Annotated in this window: 10 protein-coding genes; 5 read left to right on the top strand and 5 right to left on the bottom strand. The window is 45.9% G+C overall.

The features are described from left to right. Positions 1-9 precede the first annotated feature (9 nt). Positions 10-1473, bottom strand: a complete 1464-nt coding sequence (guaB, locus tag NIT79A3_RS06785; protein ID WP_013965473.1) for an IMP dehydrogenase — start codon at positions 1471-1473, stop codon at positions 10-12. Positions 1474-1645: 172 nt separating this feature from the next. Here guaB and NIT79A3_RS06780 point away from each other — a divergent pair, with 172 nt between their 5' ends. Then, a complete protein-coding gene (locus tag NIT79A3_RS06780; protein WP_013965472.1) occupies positions 1646-2095 on the top strand; it encodes a DUF4124 domain-containing protein in 450 nt (149 codons plus the stop codon). 19 nt (positions 2096-2114) lie between these two features. Next, positions 2115-3449, top strand: coding sequence for a hypothetical protein (locus NIT79A3_RS06775; protein ID WP_013965471.1), 1335 nt, complete (start codon positions 2115-2117; stop codon positions 3447-3449). A gap of 78 nt (positions 3450-3527) precedes the next feature. Here the strand turns inward: NIT79A3_RS06775 and NIT79A3_RS06770 are convergent, their stop codons facing one another. The 4 genes from NIT79A3_RS06770 to NIT79A3_RS06755 form a co-directional block, all read right to left on the bottom strand. Beyond that, positions 3528-4580 (bottom strand): calcium-binding protein, encoded by a 1053-nt coding sequence (locus tag NIT79A3_RS06770; protein WP_013965470.1) that lies wholly within the window; start codon positions 4578-4580, stop codon positions 3528-3530. A gap of 126 nt (positions 4581-4706) precedes the next feature. Beyond that, positions 4707-5510 carry a GNAT family protein gene (locus tag NIT79A3_RS17795; protein ID WP_156797035.1) on the bottom strand — a complete coding sequence of 268 codons (804 nt, stop codon included), beginning with the start codon at positions 5508-5510 and terminating at the stop codon, positions 4707-4709. A 380-nt stretch (positions 5511-5890) separates the two neighbouring features. Next, positions 5891-6991: a PD40 domain-containing protein gene (locus NIT79A3_RS06760; protein ID WP_013965468.1), complete on the bottom strand. Its 1101-nt coding sequence runs from the start codon at positions 6989-6991 to the stop codon at positions 5891-5893. 57 nt (positions 6992-7048) lie between these two features. Next, a complete protein-coding gene (locus NIT79A3_RS06755) occupies positions 7049-9961 on the bottom strand; it encodes a hypothetical protein (RefSeq protein ID WP_013965467.1) in 2913 nt (970 codons plus the stop codon). Between the two features lie 42 nt (positions 9962-10003). Between NIT79A3_RS06755 and NIT79A3_RS06750 the strand changes: the two genes are divergently transcribed. The 3 genes from NIT79A3_RS06750 (at position 10004) to NIT79A3_RS17790 (ending at position 15824) form a co-directional block, all read left to right on the top strand. Further along, complete coding sequence (locus tag NIT79A3_RS06750) at positions 10004-11038, top strand: IS630 family transposase (protein ID WP_013965466.1); 1035 nt, start codon at positions 10004-10006, stop codon at positions 11036-11038. A 417-nt stretch (positions 11039-11455) separates the two neighbouring features. Continuing rightward, on the top strand, positions 11456-14854 hold the full coding sequence (locus NIT79A3_RS06745; RefSeq protein ID WP_013965464.1) for a M20/M25/M40 family metallo-hydrolase: 3399 nt from the start codon (positions 11456-11458) through the stop codon (positions 14852-14854). A gap of 328 nt (positions 14855-15182) precedes the next feature. Then, positions 15183-15824, top strand: coding sequence for a hypothetical protein (locus NIT79A3_RS17790; protein WP_013965463.1), 642 nt, complete (start codon positions 15183-15185; stop codon positions 15822-15824). Positions 15825-15892 lie beyond the last annotated feature (68 nt).

The following is a 15892-nucleotide window of genomic DNA, read 5'->3' as shown; positions in this document are numbered from 1 at the left end:
GATGAATTCTTACTTAACATGATAGTTGGGCGCTTCTTTGGTAATCTGCACATCGTGCACATGTGATTCACGAATTCCCGCAGAAGTAATCTCGACAAACTCTGCTCTATCGTGCATCGCAGCGATCGTTTCACAACCCAGATAACCCATGCTTGAACGCACGCCCCCCATCAATTGATGAATAACTCCGGAAATACTGCCTTTGAAGGGAACACGGCCTTCCACGCCTTCGGGCACCAATTTGTCATTATTTTTTTGTTCCTTTTCCTGGAAATAGCGATCACTGGATCCTTGTTGCATGGCGGAAAGTGAGCCCATACCACGATAGCTTTTATACGAGCGGCCTTGAAATAATTCAATTTCTCCCGGTGCTTCTGCCGTTCCGGCAAACAAACCGCCCAGCATAACCAGATCCGCCCCTGCTGCCAGAGCTTTAGCAATATCGCCCGAATACCGGATACCGCCATCGGCAATGGTGGGCACGCCACTGCCCTTTAATGCTTCGGATACATTGTGTATGGCGGTAATCTGCGGAATACCGACACCCGCCACAATCCGCGTGGTGCAAATGGAACCGGGGCCGATACCAACTTTCACCGCATCCACACCATTATCCACCATCGCTCTAGCCGCCGCAGCTGTTGCAACATTTCCGCCAATCACCTGAACGGACGGAAAATTCTTTTTTATCCATGCAATGCGATCCAGAACACTCTGCGAATGACCATGTGCCGTATCGACCACGATCACATCAACGCCGGCTTCAACCAATGCGGTCGCACGCTCTTCACTTCCCTCCCCGACTCCAATCGCAGCACCGACGCGCAGACTTTCTTGTTCATCTTTGCAAGCCAATGGATATTCCGAGGTTTTAATAATATCTTTAACCGTAATAAGACCGCATAATTCAAATTGATCATTGACTACCAGCACACGCTCAAGTCGATGCTTATGTAATAACGCCAAAACTTCCTCGCGCGAAGTATCCTCTTTGACAGTCACTAACCGGGTCTTGGGAGTCATGATGTGCTTGATCGCCTGATCGAGATTTGTTTCAAAACGAAGATCCCGGTTGGTCACAATACCAACAACTTTCTTGCCATTCACGACAGGCAAACCAGAGATCTTATGCCGTCGTATCAGTTCAAGGACTTCACGCACAGTCATGTTCGGGTGAATGGTAATCGGGTCCTTTACCACACCGCTTTCAAAGCGTTTGACTTGTGCCACATGTGCTGCTTGGGCTTCGATTGACATATTTTTATGAATAATCCCAATACCGCCTTCTTGAGCCAGAGCAATAGCTAAGGGCGCTTCGGTGACCGTATCCATAGCAGCCGATACCAAAGGAATATTGAGTGTAATGGTGCGTGTTAATTTTGTCGCCAAGCTGACATCACGCGGCAAAACCGTTGAGTGTGCAGGAATTAGGAGAACATCATCAAAGGTGAGCGCTTTTTGAATCAATTGCATAATAACAATCCTTTGCAAAGCGACATTATAGCCAAATTCAAGTGTAAATTTCGCCCCAATTCAGCCAAGAATGCAGCATATTTTCAATTATTATGATTTAATGCGATAAATCTTCAAGTTGCATAAATACGATACCGATGTATTTCAGATACATATATTTCTGGAGCACACAATGAGAATTTTTGTATTTAGCGGATTAATAGTACTATTCAGTATCACAGTCAACGCGCAAATTTATAAATGGGTTGATGAAAAAGGTAAAACGCAATACACAGATGTACCGCCTCCACCCGGAGTAGCCACGGAAGGACGAAAATTAAATATCAAGTCGTCTCCTGCAGCCGGCAATAATGAAACGAGTAAATCTAAAAACCTGACCGAAGAAAGACATGAGTTTGACAAACGTCAACAGCAAAAAAAAGAAGAAGATGTGAAACAGCAAGCCAAGGCTGAAGAAAACAAAAAAAAATGTATAGACGCGCAAGGACAGCTTAGACTATATACTGATTCACCGCGTTTAACTGTGCCTGATGGGGCGGGTGGAATAGTTTTTGTCGATGATGATGCACGGCAGAGAAAAATTGCAGACGCCAACAAAGCGATTGCAACATATTGCAAATAAACAAACGTTTCAAAATTAGATGGCAGCATTCTCCGGCAAATTAATATTTTTTATTATTCTCTTTTTGACAGGTACTTTAGTTAAGGCTGAAGTACCTGTTTCATATCCAGCTCAGGAAAATAGTACGCGAACTGGGATTGATGCCGCCTCCAGCCCTAATGCTACAAAATCCGGAATGCAATGGCAGATCCTGCCCGGCGAAGATATTATGCAGATCGCCCGCCTGATGTTTCCTAAAGATCCTGCTGCACGCGACAATTTTATTCGTGCAATTATTCACACCAACCCGGAACACTTTCCTGGCGACACCTATCAACCAGTGCCCGCAGGATCCATCATTCAGATTCCGGATTTAAGAACAATTAGCACCTATGCAAAACCGGCAGTCAAGACAAAGAAATCAAATCCAGCCAACAATCTTAGCAATACAAAACATTCAGCCCCCCCGGAAACCGGGAAATCCGGCTTAAATAATAGTCACCCGGCATTGAAGCTTATCGCGCAATTGGAGCAAATCGCCGAGAATGAAGCCAGCGAACTCAACGCATTATTAAAACGCATCGCATCACTCGAAAAAAAAATCGCCGCGATGCAATCCATGCTGGCATTAAAAATGGAAACACCCAACGTACAACCCAGCGGGACCACAAGCACTCCGCTTGCAGAAAACATACAACCTCTTCAAGACACAGCAACGCCTGCCGCCGATAACACACAGCCTGTTGCACAGACAATAACGCCGCCGGAATCTAACGGCCAGCAACTTAGCCATCCAGCAGGACCAGATGAAACCAGCAGCAATGCCTCGATGGAATTCACTTTTCTCTCGGATAGCGTACTTCTTTTGGGGCTATTATTGGCGCTACTGATCCTCATCTTGATGTTACGCAATCACCATAAAATCAAAGAAAGATTTGCACGATCCACGGATGCATCGCTACCCGATGCAGCAGAACGGTACCGGTACGAAGCCCTCTTGTTGCGCCGGAATGACACCAAACAAGCCAATTCACCGGAGAATTCACCCGAAGCATCCGGTCAAACGATAGCCGCAGCACGCGCGTTAATCGAACAGGACAATCCGGATGCTGCGATTCAATTGTTACAGAAGCAACTCGCAACAAACCAGCGCGACATCCCTGGCTGGCTCCTGTTATTCGAACAACTCTATAAGTCAAATAACAAAAGAGATTTCAAAAAGAATGCCCGGCGTTTTAAACGCATGGGGGAATTTTCTGATATCTGGATACAAATCCAGAAATTAGGCAATCAGCTCGAACCCAATGAACCGCTTTATTTTGACGAACTGAAGCGCAAAGAAAAGTTTTTTTCTGATGCATCAAATCCTGGTTAGAAAAGCTCTGAATACATTGTTGATTTAATCACCTAAAAATTCTTTACTCAGCAATTTTCAGGTGATTGGCTGTTCTGACTAGATCACCAAAATGTCCGAATGGGTCATGGCAAGCCCAGTACCAACAATCGCAATGGGTACTGAAGCGCCCCCGCCACTACCATCCGCATCATAGAGCAGCGCTCCTGTCACATCGTTGTATATGATGAAATCATTCGCATCCAATGCTTGTGTGCCAATTACAAACTTACCGGCCGACAGTGTTCCTTCCGTCTTTAATGCTGCAAAGATATAATTATCAAGCTGAATCGTGTCATCAACTACGGTGAAATCAGTAATTGCTACAATGGAACTATTACTAAAAAATACGAAGTTGTCTATACCCGCGCCTCCAGTCAACTTATCACTGCCATCTTCGATGTACAACATATCATTTCCCCTCCCACCCAGTAATGTATCATTACCGGTACCTCCATAAAGCCAATCATCACCATCACCACCTTGCAGCATATCTTTTCCATTACTGCCGTACAGCGTATCGTTACCTTTGCCACCAGCTAGCGAATCATTACCATCTTGACCATCCAGATAATTGCCCAAATCATCGCCCGTCAACGTATCGTTATAACTACTGCCTAAAACGTTTTCGATTCCACTCAACGTATCATTGCCGCTACCACCAGTGGCAGTACCCTGAGAAAGATTTACTGTCACCGAGGAAGACGCATCATCGTAATATGCCCAATCCCAACCTTTCCCGCCTTGCAATATGTCATTGCCCGCACCACCTTTCAGATCAGTACCGTTATCGCCGCCGATTAACAAATCATCACCTTTACCGCCCCACAGCACACTGTAACTATCACTAATGCCTGTCAGTGTATCGTTATAGGCGCTACCAGTAACACCCTCAATACCATTTAATCTATCGTTGCCATCCCCGCCAGAGACTATGCCAGTAGCAAGATTGACTGTGACAGCCGAAGGAGCTGAATCATAATGAGCCCAATCAAAACCTTTTCCTCCCCCTCCTATCAGCAGATCATTCCCAAGCCCACCGGTGAAATCATCAGATACGTCATCCAAGCCAGTCAGTTTGTCGTTCCTATTGGTTCCAATATATACAGTCATGCTATTTCCTTTAAGTGAATAGTGTTTCAAAAACTTTTCGATGTAATATTTCGATCGAATCAATATTTTTCAACAAGCGTAATGGCTAATAAGTGGTCATATGATCTCCTTAAGGTCAGTAATGCTTCAGAAACGTTTCGATGTAATATTCCGTCCGAGTAAGCGCCCCGACAAGCGTGCTATGACTGCACTCCCGCGAAACGCATCTTCAGTCAATCCATTTTCATAGCAATCCAACCATTGGCGCGACTTTGGGTCACGAAGATGTTGCTGGCGTAGCCCTTCCTGGAGAAATCCAATTGAAGTGGTACTTTTTTGTGAGTGCTGATTGTTGGCAATAACCATTGTAGTTAATTTATGCAATCCGATTTGGTTGAACGCAAAGTCAAGAATTAACAACGTCCCGATAACTGCAGCAGCTTGTTTACGGTCGTCCTGATTGGGAATTCCAATGAGTAATTCAGCACGCCGATGTGCGATCTGAATATCCACTAAGCTTGCAAGCCCTATAGGCTTTAAGCTACTGATTAAAGACCTCTGCGATTGATCAGCCTGCTCATCTTTTTTGATTACCCAATGCACAGTCCTGGATTGTGCAACCGGGAACTTATTGTGCCTGAGTGCAACAAGCATCGACTCAGTGCTTTGATTCCGGCGTCCCATCGGAAGAAGCTGTTCCATAAATTCTTCATTAGCAAAACATTGCTGTAAGTACGGCAGATCACTCTCTTCGGGGATCGTCAAATGTATACTGTTGCCCGCAATGGGCGAACACCATCGCTGATCAACAATAAATAATCTATCCAGCAAAATAGAATGATTTGGAAAATTCACCAATCCTTGCAAGATAAAATCGCGAGCAGCCTGATAGTTCTTTTCACGAAATTTCTCATCGATTAAAGTGATCCAGTAATTTAGATTCGGTTTCACAGACATATCCGCTGAATTTTTCACATCAAGTTTTAGGTAGGATAAAACGCACTTTGAGATTCAATTCTTATAAAAATACCTTAGTTGGCTGCAAAGAACCCTAGCGATCTATGCAATACGCTATTCATAAATTGGGAACTAGGCTATAGAATCAGAGCGATCTGCGCTGTGACAAAAAACACAACCACTGCAAGATGCCTTGACACGATTGAAACAAATAGATTATTAGACCGGCAGAAGGCACAACGAAAAAGCCATTGGTTGGAAAATGTGTCTGCATTCGATAAACCACGCTCGGAAACGGAAGCATTGAGCCTCTAGTATTAAAAACCGGATTACTCAAACGCTTCCACAGCGCAATAACCAGCAGCGAAACTGTTTTATTTCAAAGCAAGACTCTCTAGCGCTTTCTGATGATCCCATTTTCCATGAAACAAAAGACCCTTTTTCTCAGGAGTGCGGTCACTGGTCCAAGTTAAATAATTTCCATCCGGCGTAAATACCGGCAGACCATCAAAACCTTCTTTATCGGTCACACGTACAGGGTCTTTTTTGCCATCTACATCGACGATATAAAGCTCGAAATTGCGATGGCCATGCACATTCGTTGCAAATATGATGTATTTTCCGGAAGGATGATAAAAAGGTGCCCACGACATCACATTAAGGCGCGTGATTTGTTTCTGATCCGACCCATCGATAGCCATCGTAAATATTTCCGCTTCCCGGCCATTCTCCGAAAAACGGCGCCAGACAATACGCTTCCCATCCGGGCTAAAAAACGGGCCGCCGTCATAGGTTTTCGTGTGGGTTAATCGCTTCACATTGGAACCATCTGCGTCCATGATATAAATATCGATCAAAGCGGATGGATTGGCTTTAAACAATGCGGTTTCTTCTTCGGATAATTCACCACTGTACGCGCGGCGATTGGAAGCAAACGCGATCAGCTTACCATCCGGCGACCACGAAGCTTCAGCATCGTAACCCAAGGTTTTAGTCAGATTTTTGATATTGCCACCGGAAAAATCGGTTTCATAAATATCGTAGAACTCATCGTAATCCCACGCGTACGACTTCTGCTCACCCGCTTTGCGGCGTTCGATCTCGGCAGCCATTTTGGCTTTGGCTTCCTTATCCTCATGCGTCGAGGAAAACAGCACTTTCTCCTGCGACGGATGAACCCATGCGCACGTGGTCTTGCCGGTACCCGGTGATACCTGCGTCACCGCACCAGATTCGACATTCTTCAAAAAAATCTGATAAAACGGATTATCATCCGCCACTTCCGCTTGATAAATCATCCATTTTGAGTCGGCACGGTAATACGCTTCACCGGCACGTTTTTCCTTGACGGAGAGCTGGTGTTCATCGGTGATGAAACCGGCGGCATTGGCACTCAGCGCTACTAAGAAAAATAAAACTGGGGAAAACTTGATCGCGGATTGTGAGTCATTCGGCCTGCCAGCAAACATTTTCATTTAATATCAAAACCCTTAAAAATAATTCAAATATCTTGTGCTTCACAAGATCCGGTCTCAATTGTACAAGTATTCGATGATGCTTGTTAAGCCGATACCGCCACCTGGCAGTAACAGCGCGAGTAATGCTGGCCGCTGTACGATTGGCAAAAAAGTGCTTTTCTTAACATTGCGGATCTCGGTCAGCAAGTTATCTGCTTTGCTTAATTCACTGGATGCAATCGCCACCAAGCGCATCCGGTAGTCTTCATAGTATTTCAATACCATTCCACACTGCTTCTCAGCACTTTTTCTCAGCAAAAACAGAATAGTAATTAGATATACCGATGCCAAGAGATACACAACGATTAAAGCCAGCGAGAAACCGAGATTGTCAAAAAGATTACTGCGCCCAATCGCTATGATCAGCATTAAAATAAATGGCAAATAAATCAAATTATTGATACTGTTTACCAGCTTAGTGATCAGTACAAAATGTAGATAGGGATCGAGTTTGCTTATCGAAATCCCCGTCATTATTGATTGTTGTTTGCGCATTTCCGATGACCATACTGTTTTATCTGAATTAGTTTGGTCCCATTCGATGCTTTCAATAAACTGCTTACAAGCGATTGCTTCATATGCAACCCAAAAAACCAACCCCCACAATATGAAAAACTGAAGTGTTACAAGAATATAGTGCCCATACAATGTGATAACACCGCGTGCAGGAAAGTTTAAATAACCCAATCCCCAAAACGCATATAAGGTCAATGTCAGAGAAATTGTACTAGTTAGAAAAATCCAAAGGTATCCTTTTGATTCCTTGTATTGAATAATTTTCTTGTATTCGCACCATAACACTGCAATATCGAAACTTTTTTCATCGGTATTTTTTTCTTTAGAGAAATGTAGAAATGGGCCTTGAATAACAGCTTCCTTCCATCTTCGGAAACAAGTTTCTTCTTTACATTGCTTGAAATTTTTCTCGATGGCCTTGATCTCTCGCCCCCTACGAGGATGGAAAAAATATATAAAGAGAAGAATCATCATCATAATTCCTGCAAATCTGATAACCAGATTTGGCCAGACACTGATTCCTTCCAACAACAAAAATGGTTCTCCGTAGGTATGAGCCGGGTAATTATCTTCATAGATCAGGAAGAACAAAAGAAACAGTAATGCAGAAACAGGAAGTAATATAAAAACAATTTGAACCGGCGTGACATTTTTCCAGCCGGACTTAAAGAAACCCCAAGAAAGATAAGCGGCGAAAAGGAGCAGTATTAAAGTAACGCAAATAACTGGCCAATCAATCTGCTTAGTACGAACCGGTTCAATTGTTGTTTTGCATTCCATGAAATGGTTGACTAAACAATTGCTGTTATCGATTTCACTAGACTCAGTAAATTTTAGGGTAGAGTTTTGTATCCACTTATCGAGAAACTCATTGGTGGGTGATGCTAAATGAATGGCTTGTGTTCTTCCAATTTCAAAAATTTGAGGGGCTAATAATGCATTAAATTTATTACTTAAAGTTATCTTAGATTGACAATTATTATTGTCTGGAGTTGGCCATTCTTCAATTACCTGCGGATTTAGAGCTACTAATGTCGCAAGATATGTCGAAGTCTGATAGCTATCTCGAAAAGGCATTACCTTATCTTGCAATTTTGGATGCAGCGAAAAATCAAAATTGCTGGCGATTACTAAATTTCTTGCCCATGCAGATTGATCCTTATGCAGAAAACGGGCATCCAGATCCGTCGTGAAGAAAATTTTATGTTTAAAACTATCCTTTAATGCATGCAGAATTAAAAGCTTGTCGTAAACATCGGTCCCGATGATTCCGATTGCTTTGATTTGATCCCTATTTCCATCAGCGGAATCCAATTGTTCGATTTTGTCGATCAATCTTCTTAAATAATCGAATTGATTACGGCCTTCGGCATGCTCGGGTGATGCATCGTCCAATTGCGTCAAAAGATTTTTTTGTTCTTTGGTATTTTTCTCACTTTGCGATTTTTTATTCGATTCATCGAACTCTGGCAACTTTCCATCTAAGCCACGCAAATAAGTGAAATTTTTGATTAGTTCTTTTCCTCCTTTACATTGCTTTTTCAAAAGAGAAGAAAAATGATCGACCAGGCTTCTGGCATATAGAGAATCCTGCTCGCTAATGAGTACCAGTTGATCTTTACAGTCTTCCTTAATTATTGGAATCTTACGATTAACATCCCGTTGTTCCAATTCCCAAAGAAGCGCTTTTGCAAGGTTTCTGTCTTGCCCGATCGTGCGAACAATAGAACGTTCGTCCAATAAACATTGGATTTTTACTTCCCCAGCTTTATCTGAACATGTTTGATTGATGTCATTTTCAAGTGCACCAACTAATTCCTTATTTGAGATCGTTGCACCTGGTGAAAAAATTCTGAACGAGTGCAGTTTTTCTACATTTTCTTCGATTGATTTGCTATTCATTAACTCTATTAATAAAGACGTATTGGTTGGTCCAATTAATGAAAAACTAAATTGTTCAACTTTTGATTCGGTATTCTTTAAATTTTGATATAGCAAAAAAATGAAATCCCGATATTTCCCTTCAGGAATCTTGTCTTCGTTTAACCAGATAACCAGTACTTTTTCTGATCGAGAATTATGCGCGTACCATTCATAAGGTAGAGTAATTTCGGTATTGATACAGTATTCGGGTGACAATCCAGTGTTTAGATTTGAATATTTAATATGTTCATTATCTTGAGGTGTATAACCACTTGAACCAAGCGCAGACACCACCGCATAGCGATAGCGAAGCCGATACTCAACCGGTTCGGAATAAGAACTGCCAAACACACTTACCGCAACTACTTTTAAACTAACAGTTTTGTCACCAATTTCCTGTTTAATTTTTTGAGTGAAATCAGTAATTGAACAGTGGTCACAATCATCATTTTTTTTTGCCTCTTTTTTGTTACTTATAGATACGGCCAATAAATAGTTTGAATTTTTGTTGATTTTGCATGTCGTAGGAGGATGGAAAAAATAGATGCAAGAACCTTAAAAGATGAAGCGCTGCATGAACGTCGCCGGCAAGTGATTCGTCTTCACAAGCGAGGCGGCAAACCTGGGCAAATAGCGCAGGTTACGGAGCTGAGCGACACGGCTGTGAAGAAGATTATTCGACTTTATGAAGAAGGTGGTGCAGCTGGACTAAAGCCTGGTAGACGCGGCCGACGTACGGGTGACAAACGCAGCCTAAGCGAAGAGCAGGAGTTGAGATTGCAACGGCTTATTTGTGATAAGCGTCCTGAGCAACTGAAGATGGATTTTGCGTTGTGGAATCGTGGGGCGATAAGACAGTTAATTGAGCAGGAATGTGGCATATCCATGCCGATACGCACGGTGGGACACTACCTCAAGCGTTGGGGATTTACCCCGCAGAAGCCGATCCGACGTGCTTATGAACAACGCCCGGAGGCGGTAAAGCAATGGCTCAATGAGCAATATCCGGATATTGCCAAGCGCGCTCGAACTGAAGGCGGGGAGATTCACTGGGGTGATGAGACAGGATTAGTCAATACGGATGTGCGAGGACGTGGCTTTGCACCCAAGGGAAAAACACCCGTGACCTACGCTCCTGGCACGCGGCAACGGCTGTCAATGATTGCCACTGTAACCAACAAAGGCTGTGCACGCTGGCAGATTATTGATGGAAATTTCAATTCAGATAGACTCATTGAATTTCTCGAACTACTGATCAAGGATGCAGGGAAGAAAGTGTTCTTGATCCTGGATAATTTGAGAGTGCACCACAGCAAACCAGTGAAGGCTTGGCTGGAAGAAAATAAGGAAAAGATCGAATGCTTTTATTTACCCAGCTACAGTCCGGAATTAAATCCAGAAGAAAGATTAAACTCAGATTTGAAGCAGGCTATCGGTTCGAAAGTTCCGGTGCGTACCAAGGAGAAATTACATGCCGCTGTCGATGATCATATGTTGATGCTGCAGAATAATCCAGAGCGCGTTGCTTCTTACTTCCAAGATCCGTACGTAAAATATGCCGCTTAAAACTATTTAATGGCCGGATCAATAGGAACTGCTCGGTTACCGCGATCGGATCTTGCCAGAGCCGAGCATCAATCTTCTGTTCATCTATTAATGACAATTTTTTATTGAGCGGATCAAATGGCCGTGAGCTGGTTAACGGATCGATCAGCGCGCCAGTCGTGAGCATGATCAATAACAGTATCGAAATCAGACCATTCTTAGAATCTTGATTATTGTCGTTTCCCATAGTTCTTCGCTCGCCAATGATTATTTAGCTAAATGTCATATTCCTGGCATTATGCCGGTGTTATGTGACTTGTCTCAACATACCAATGATGTTTGATATGATGCTAAACATGCAGTGAGCAAAATCACACTGCCCTGCAAATAGTGTGAAATTCCCGACAATCATCAGAATCCGTTCAATCTCCTTACAAAATGCAAAAATCATTAAACCTCCTCAGCGTAGCCTTTTTTGTTCTTGTTTTCTCCCTCTGTATCAGCCCGATTGCCGCGGCAAGTACTACAACCTTCCATCACCACATGGAAATCCAATTGTCGCCGGACACTTCTGAAATCCGCGTCAAAGACCGGATTCATATCCCGGATTCGGTGCGCAATGGCAAAGAATCCGTGCAGCTCGAATTCTTTTTACATGCCGGTTTATCAATCACGGATGTTGAGGGTGCTGCAATTCAGGTGGAAGAGAAAGAAATTACTTTGAAATCAAGATCGATTTCGATCCGGCAATACATCGTGACAGTGCCACCGGATCAACAAGCATTCACGCTGCAATTCAGTGGCAAGATCCATCACCCGGTGCAAGGCTCGGGACAGGAATACGCGCGCAGTTTCGGTTCGACGCCGGGGGTGATTTCGCCGGATGGTGTGTTTCTGGCAAACTCCAGCGCATGGTATCCGCAGTTTGCAAATGATGTCATGGTGTCATTTCGCCTGGATATTCAAGTGCCCGCCGATTGGGACGTGGTCAGTCAGGGCACGTTATTGCGCGAGAACCGGACAAGCACAATGCAAAACATCGTGTGGGAGGAAAAGCAGCCGCAGGACGATATCTATATCGTCGCGGGCCGCTATCAGCGCTACACACAATCCGCCGGCGCGGTGAATGCGCTGGTGTATTTGCGCAGTGCCGATCAACCGCTGGCGCAGAAATATCTGGATGCGACGGCGCAATACATTGCGATGTATAACAAGCTGCTGGGTCCCTACCCTTACACAAAATTCGCGCTGGTCGAGAATTTCTGGGAAACCGGCTACGGCATGCCTTCCTTTACGCTGCTGGGTTCCAAGGTGATCCGTTTGCCGTTCATCTTGCATTCGTCGTACCCGCATGAAATTTTGCACAACTACTGGGGTAACGGCGTCTTCGTCGATTACGCCAAAGGCAATTGGGCGGAAGGATTGACCGCTTATCTGGCCGATCATCTGGTTAACGAACAGCGTGGCAAAGGCGAGGAATACCGCCGCGACGTGTTGCAGAAGTACGCTGATTTCGTCAATAAGGAAAAAGATTTCCCGATCATCCAGTTCGTTTCGCGCCATAGCGCCAGCTCGGAAGCCGTCGGCTACGGTAAAACCATGCTATTTTTCCACATGCTGCGACAGGAATTGGGCGATGAAAATTTCGTGCGTGCCTTACGTCAATTTTATAAGCAGTTCAAATTCAAACAAGCAACTTTTGCAGATTTGCTCACGACAATCAACGCAACCAGCGGCCAAGATTTCTCCGCGCAGTTTGAGCAATGGGTACACCGCGCCGGTGCGCCCGATTTGGTATTGCGCGATGCAGAAACCGAACGTACGGCGCAAGGATTCAAGCTCAAAATGACAGTTGAGCAAACGCAACCGGGCGAGCCCTATCGTCTGCGCGTTCCCGTTTCTGTCACGCTGGAAGGTGAAGATATGGCGACGCAATCGCACATCACCGTTGATCAGCGAACGCAAACCATCGAAATGGATTTCCACACCCGCCCGGTGCGTATCGACCTTGATCCGCATTTTGATGTGTTCAGGCGCTTGGATAGCCGTGAAATCCCTTCCGCGCTGTCACAGGGTTTTGGTGCAGAAAAACCGTTGCTGATCCTGCCTGCGCGCGCAGACAAACAAATCTTAGAGGCGTATCGCGCGCTGACGGCGAATTGGCAAAAAACCCAATCGAACCAACTGGAAGTGATTACGGATGATCAACTCACCGCTTTGCCCGCAGATCGCACCGTGTGGATCATGGGTTGGCAAAATAAATTTGCCGAGACTGTCGCCAAAACTTTGGCGGATCGTGGCGTTTCTTATCAGCAAAAAAAATTGCAACTGGAGCAAAAGACCTATCCGCAAGCGGAGCATGCCGTCGTATTGACTACCCGGCAACCATCCAATCCGGATAAAACACTGCTATGGATCGCATCGGACAACCCCAAGGCGATTGCCGAGCTCGCCAATAAATTGCCGCACTACCGTAAATACAGTTATTTGGTATTCAAAGGCGACGAATTAACCAATATCGACAAAGGTCAATGGCCGATCACGCAATCGCCGCTCTCGCAATGGATCAAGCAAAAAGACAATTACGCCATTCACACGACGCACACCGGCATCACCAAACCGCGCCGCGCATTGGCGGAACTACCGCCGGTTTTTTCCGAGAGCCGCATGCTGAGTGATATTACGCATTTGTCCAGCGAATCGTTCAAGGGACGCGAACTAGGCACCCCGGAACTGGATACCGCAGCAACGTATATTGCCAAGCAATTTCAGCAAATCGGCCTAATGCCCGGCGGCGGCGACAATAGTTATTTCCAGATTTGGCAACAGGATGTCGGCGTGCCGAAAGGCAATATCACACTACGCAATGTGATCGGCATTCTGCCGGGCACCAACCCGCAACTCGCCGGGCAAAGCTTGCTCATCGGCGCACATTACGACCATCTTGGCATGGGCTGGCCGGACGTGCGCGCCGCGCACCAGGGGAAAATTCATTACGGTGCGGATGACAACGCCAGCGGCATCGCTATCCTACTGGAATTGGCGAGGCAGATCGTGCCCAAATGGCAACCGGAACGCACCATTATTTTTGTCGCTTTCACCGGAGAGGAAGCGGATTTGCTCGGCTCCAAGCATTACATCCGCAATACCAAAAATTATCCAACCGAGAAAATCATCGCGATGTTGAATTTGGATACCGTGGGACGTCTGGGAAACAATCCGGTCACGGTGTTCGGCACCGGAACCGCGCGCGAACTGGTGCATGTTTTCCGCGGCGCAGGCTTTGTCACCGGTATTCCCGTCAACGCCGTGCAAGATGACTTCGGCTCCAGCGACCAAGCCGCTTTCATCAATGCCGGTGTACCCGCCGTGCAATTCTTCGCCAGCGCGCACGAGGATTACCACGCCCCCGGCGACACCGTCGATAAAATCGACTCCGCCGGATTGGTCAAAGTCGCCGCCATTCTCAAAGAAGCCACCGAATACCTGGCCAACCGCATCGAACCATTGACGGTCACGTTGTCATCGCAGAATGCGCAAACTGAATCCACAGAAACAAAAACCAAAGAAAAACGCACAGCCAGTCTCGGCACAGTACCTGATTTTTCGTACCAGGGCGAAGGCGTGCGCGTGGACAACACCCTCCCCGGCTCCCCGGCGCAACAAGCGGGACTACAACCGGGCGACATTTTGATTCAACTGGCTGGGCAGCCGATCAGCGATTTAGCGTCGTATGCGGCAATTTTGCGCACGTTGAAGGCAGGGGAGAAAGTGGAATTGCGATATCGAAGGGATGATGCGGTTATGGTTACCGAGGCGGTGTTGGTGGAACGATAGCAGCATTATTGCTGATTCTAGTTCGCTTCGATTGCTGGAACCGCAACCGAGCCGGCGGATAAAGCTTGCCGTCAAAAATAACAGAGTGTTACCCTATGAAATATTGGTTTTTCCATGCTGAAACGATCGTGCTCGTAATTTTTTCTCACGGATTGAATCGAGCAAATTCTTAATGGATCGCATCGGGTGCGTTTGCTTCTATGAACTACCTTATTCAATTTATCAGTTGCTATTAAAACATGATGATAGATAATATTCACAGTGATTACACGACATTATCGACAGGATTATTGGACAAAATGTCTTATATATTACGTTAGGCGTCGCGATGTCACGCAAGCCGATCCCCTCGTTCGACCTCAACACATTCAGCGGCCCCTTCCGCGCTGAGTCCGATAGGGCCTGCGCAGTGCTCGGTGCCGCGCTATTGGATGCTCGGCTTGAGAGCCTGTATGACCGCCGCCTTCGAGACTGCAAACAAGAACTACTTTCGGGCAATGGATCGTTGAGCACATTCTCGGCACGAATCCGCATCGCGCGCGCACTCGCCTGGATCAGCGAAGACGTTCGCTACGATCTCGATAAAGTACGCGAGATACGTAACGAGTTCGCACACAACTTCGACCACGAACTGTCGTTCTTGACTCAGTCGATCGCCGACAAATGCCGAACGCTCCGAGTAGCGCAAGTGTTGATCGACGCGAACGAGCACGCGGCCTCCACACCACACTGCAACCTGAGCGCAACGATGATTCGAACCATTGGTTCAATGTTTGAGCCACCGAGACAACGGTTTGAGGTTACCGTCGAGATGCTCGCCCAGCACCTTGACGAATTGCCAGGAGACTCGTTCGAGTATGACGGTCCCAACCTGCGAGAAGAACTCTGGGCGCTTGGGTCACGCGTAGACATAAAGATTTCCGCGACTGGTACGGTGGGCGCCGTCCCGCCCAAAGCGGAGGGGCGGTGACACCTAACCCTGCGTTGCACCCGGACGTCCCATGGGCAGCGCTTCGCGCCCGCCCACGGACCGCCGGT

Origin of the sequence: Nitrosomonas sp. Is79A3 (assembly GCF_000219585.1) — a bacterium.
Taxonomy (GTDB): Bacteria; Pseudomonadota; Gammaproteobacteria; order Burkholderiales; family Nitrosomonadaceae; genus Nitrosomonas.
This window is presented reverse-complemented; position numbering and strand designations above follow the sequence as displayed.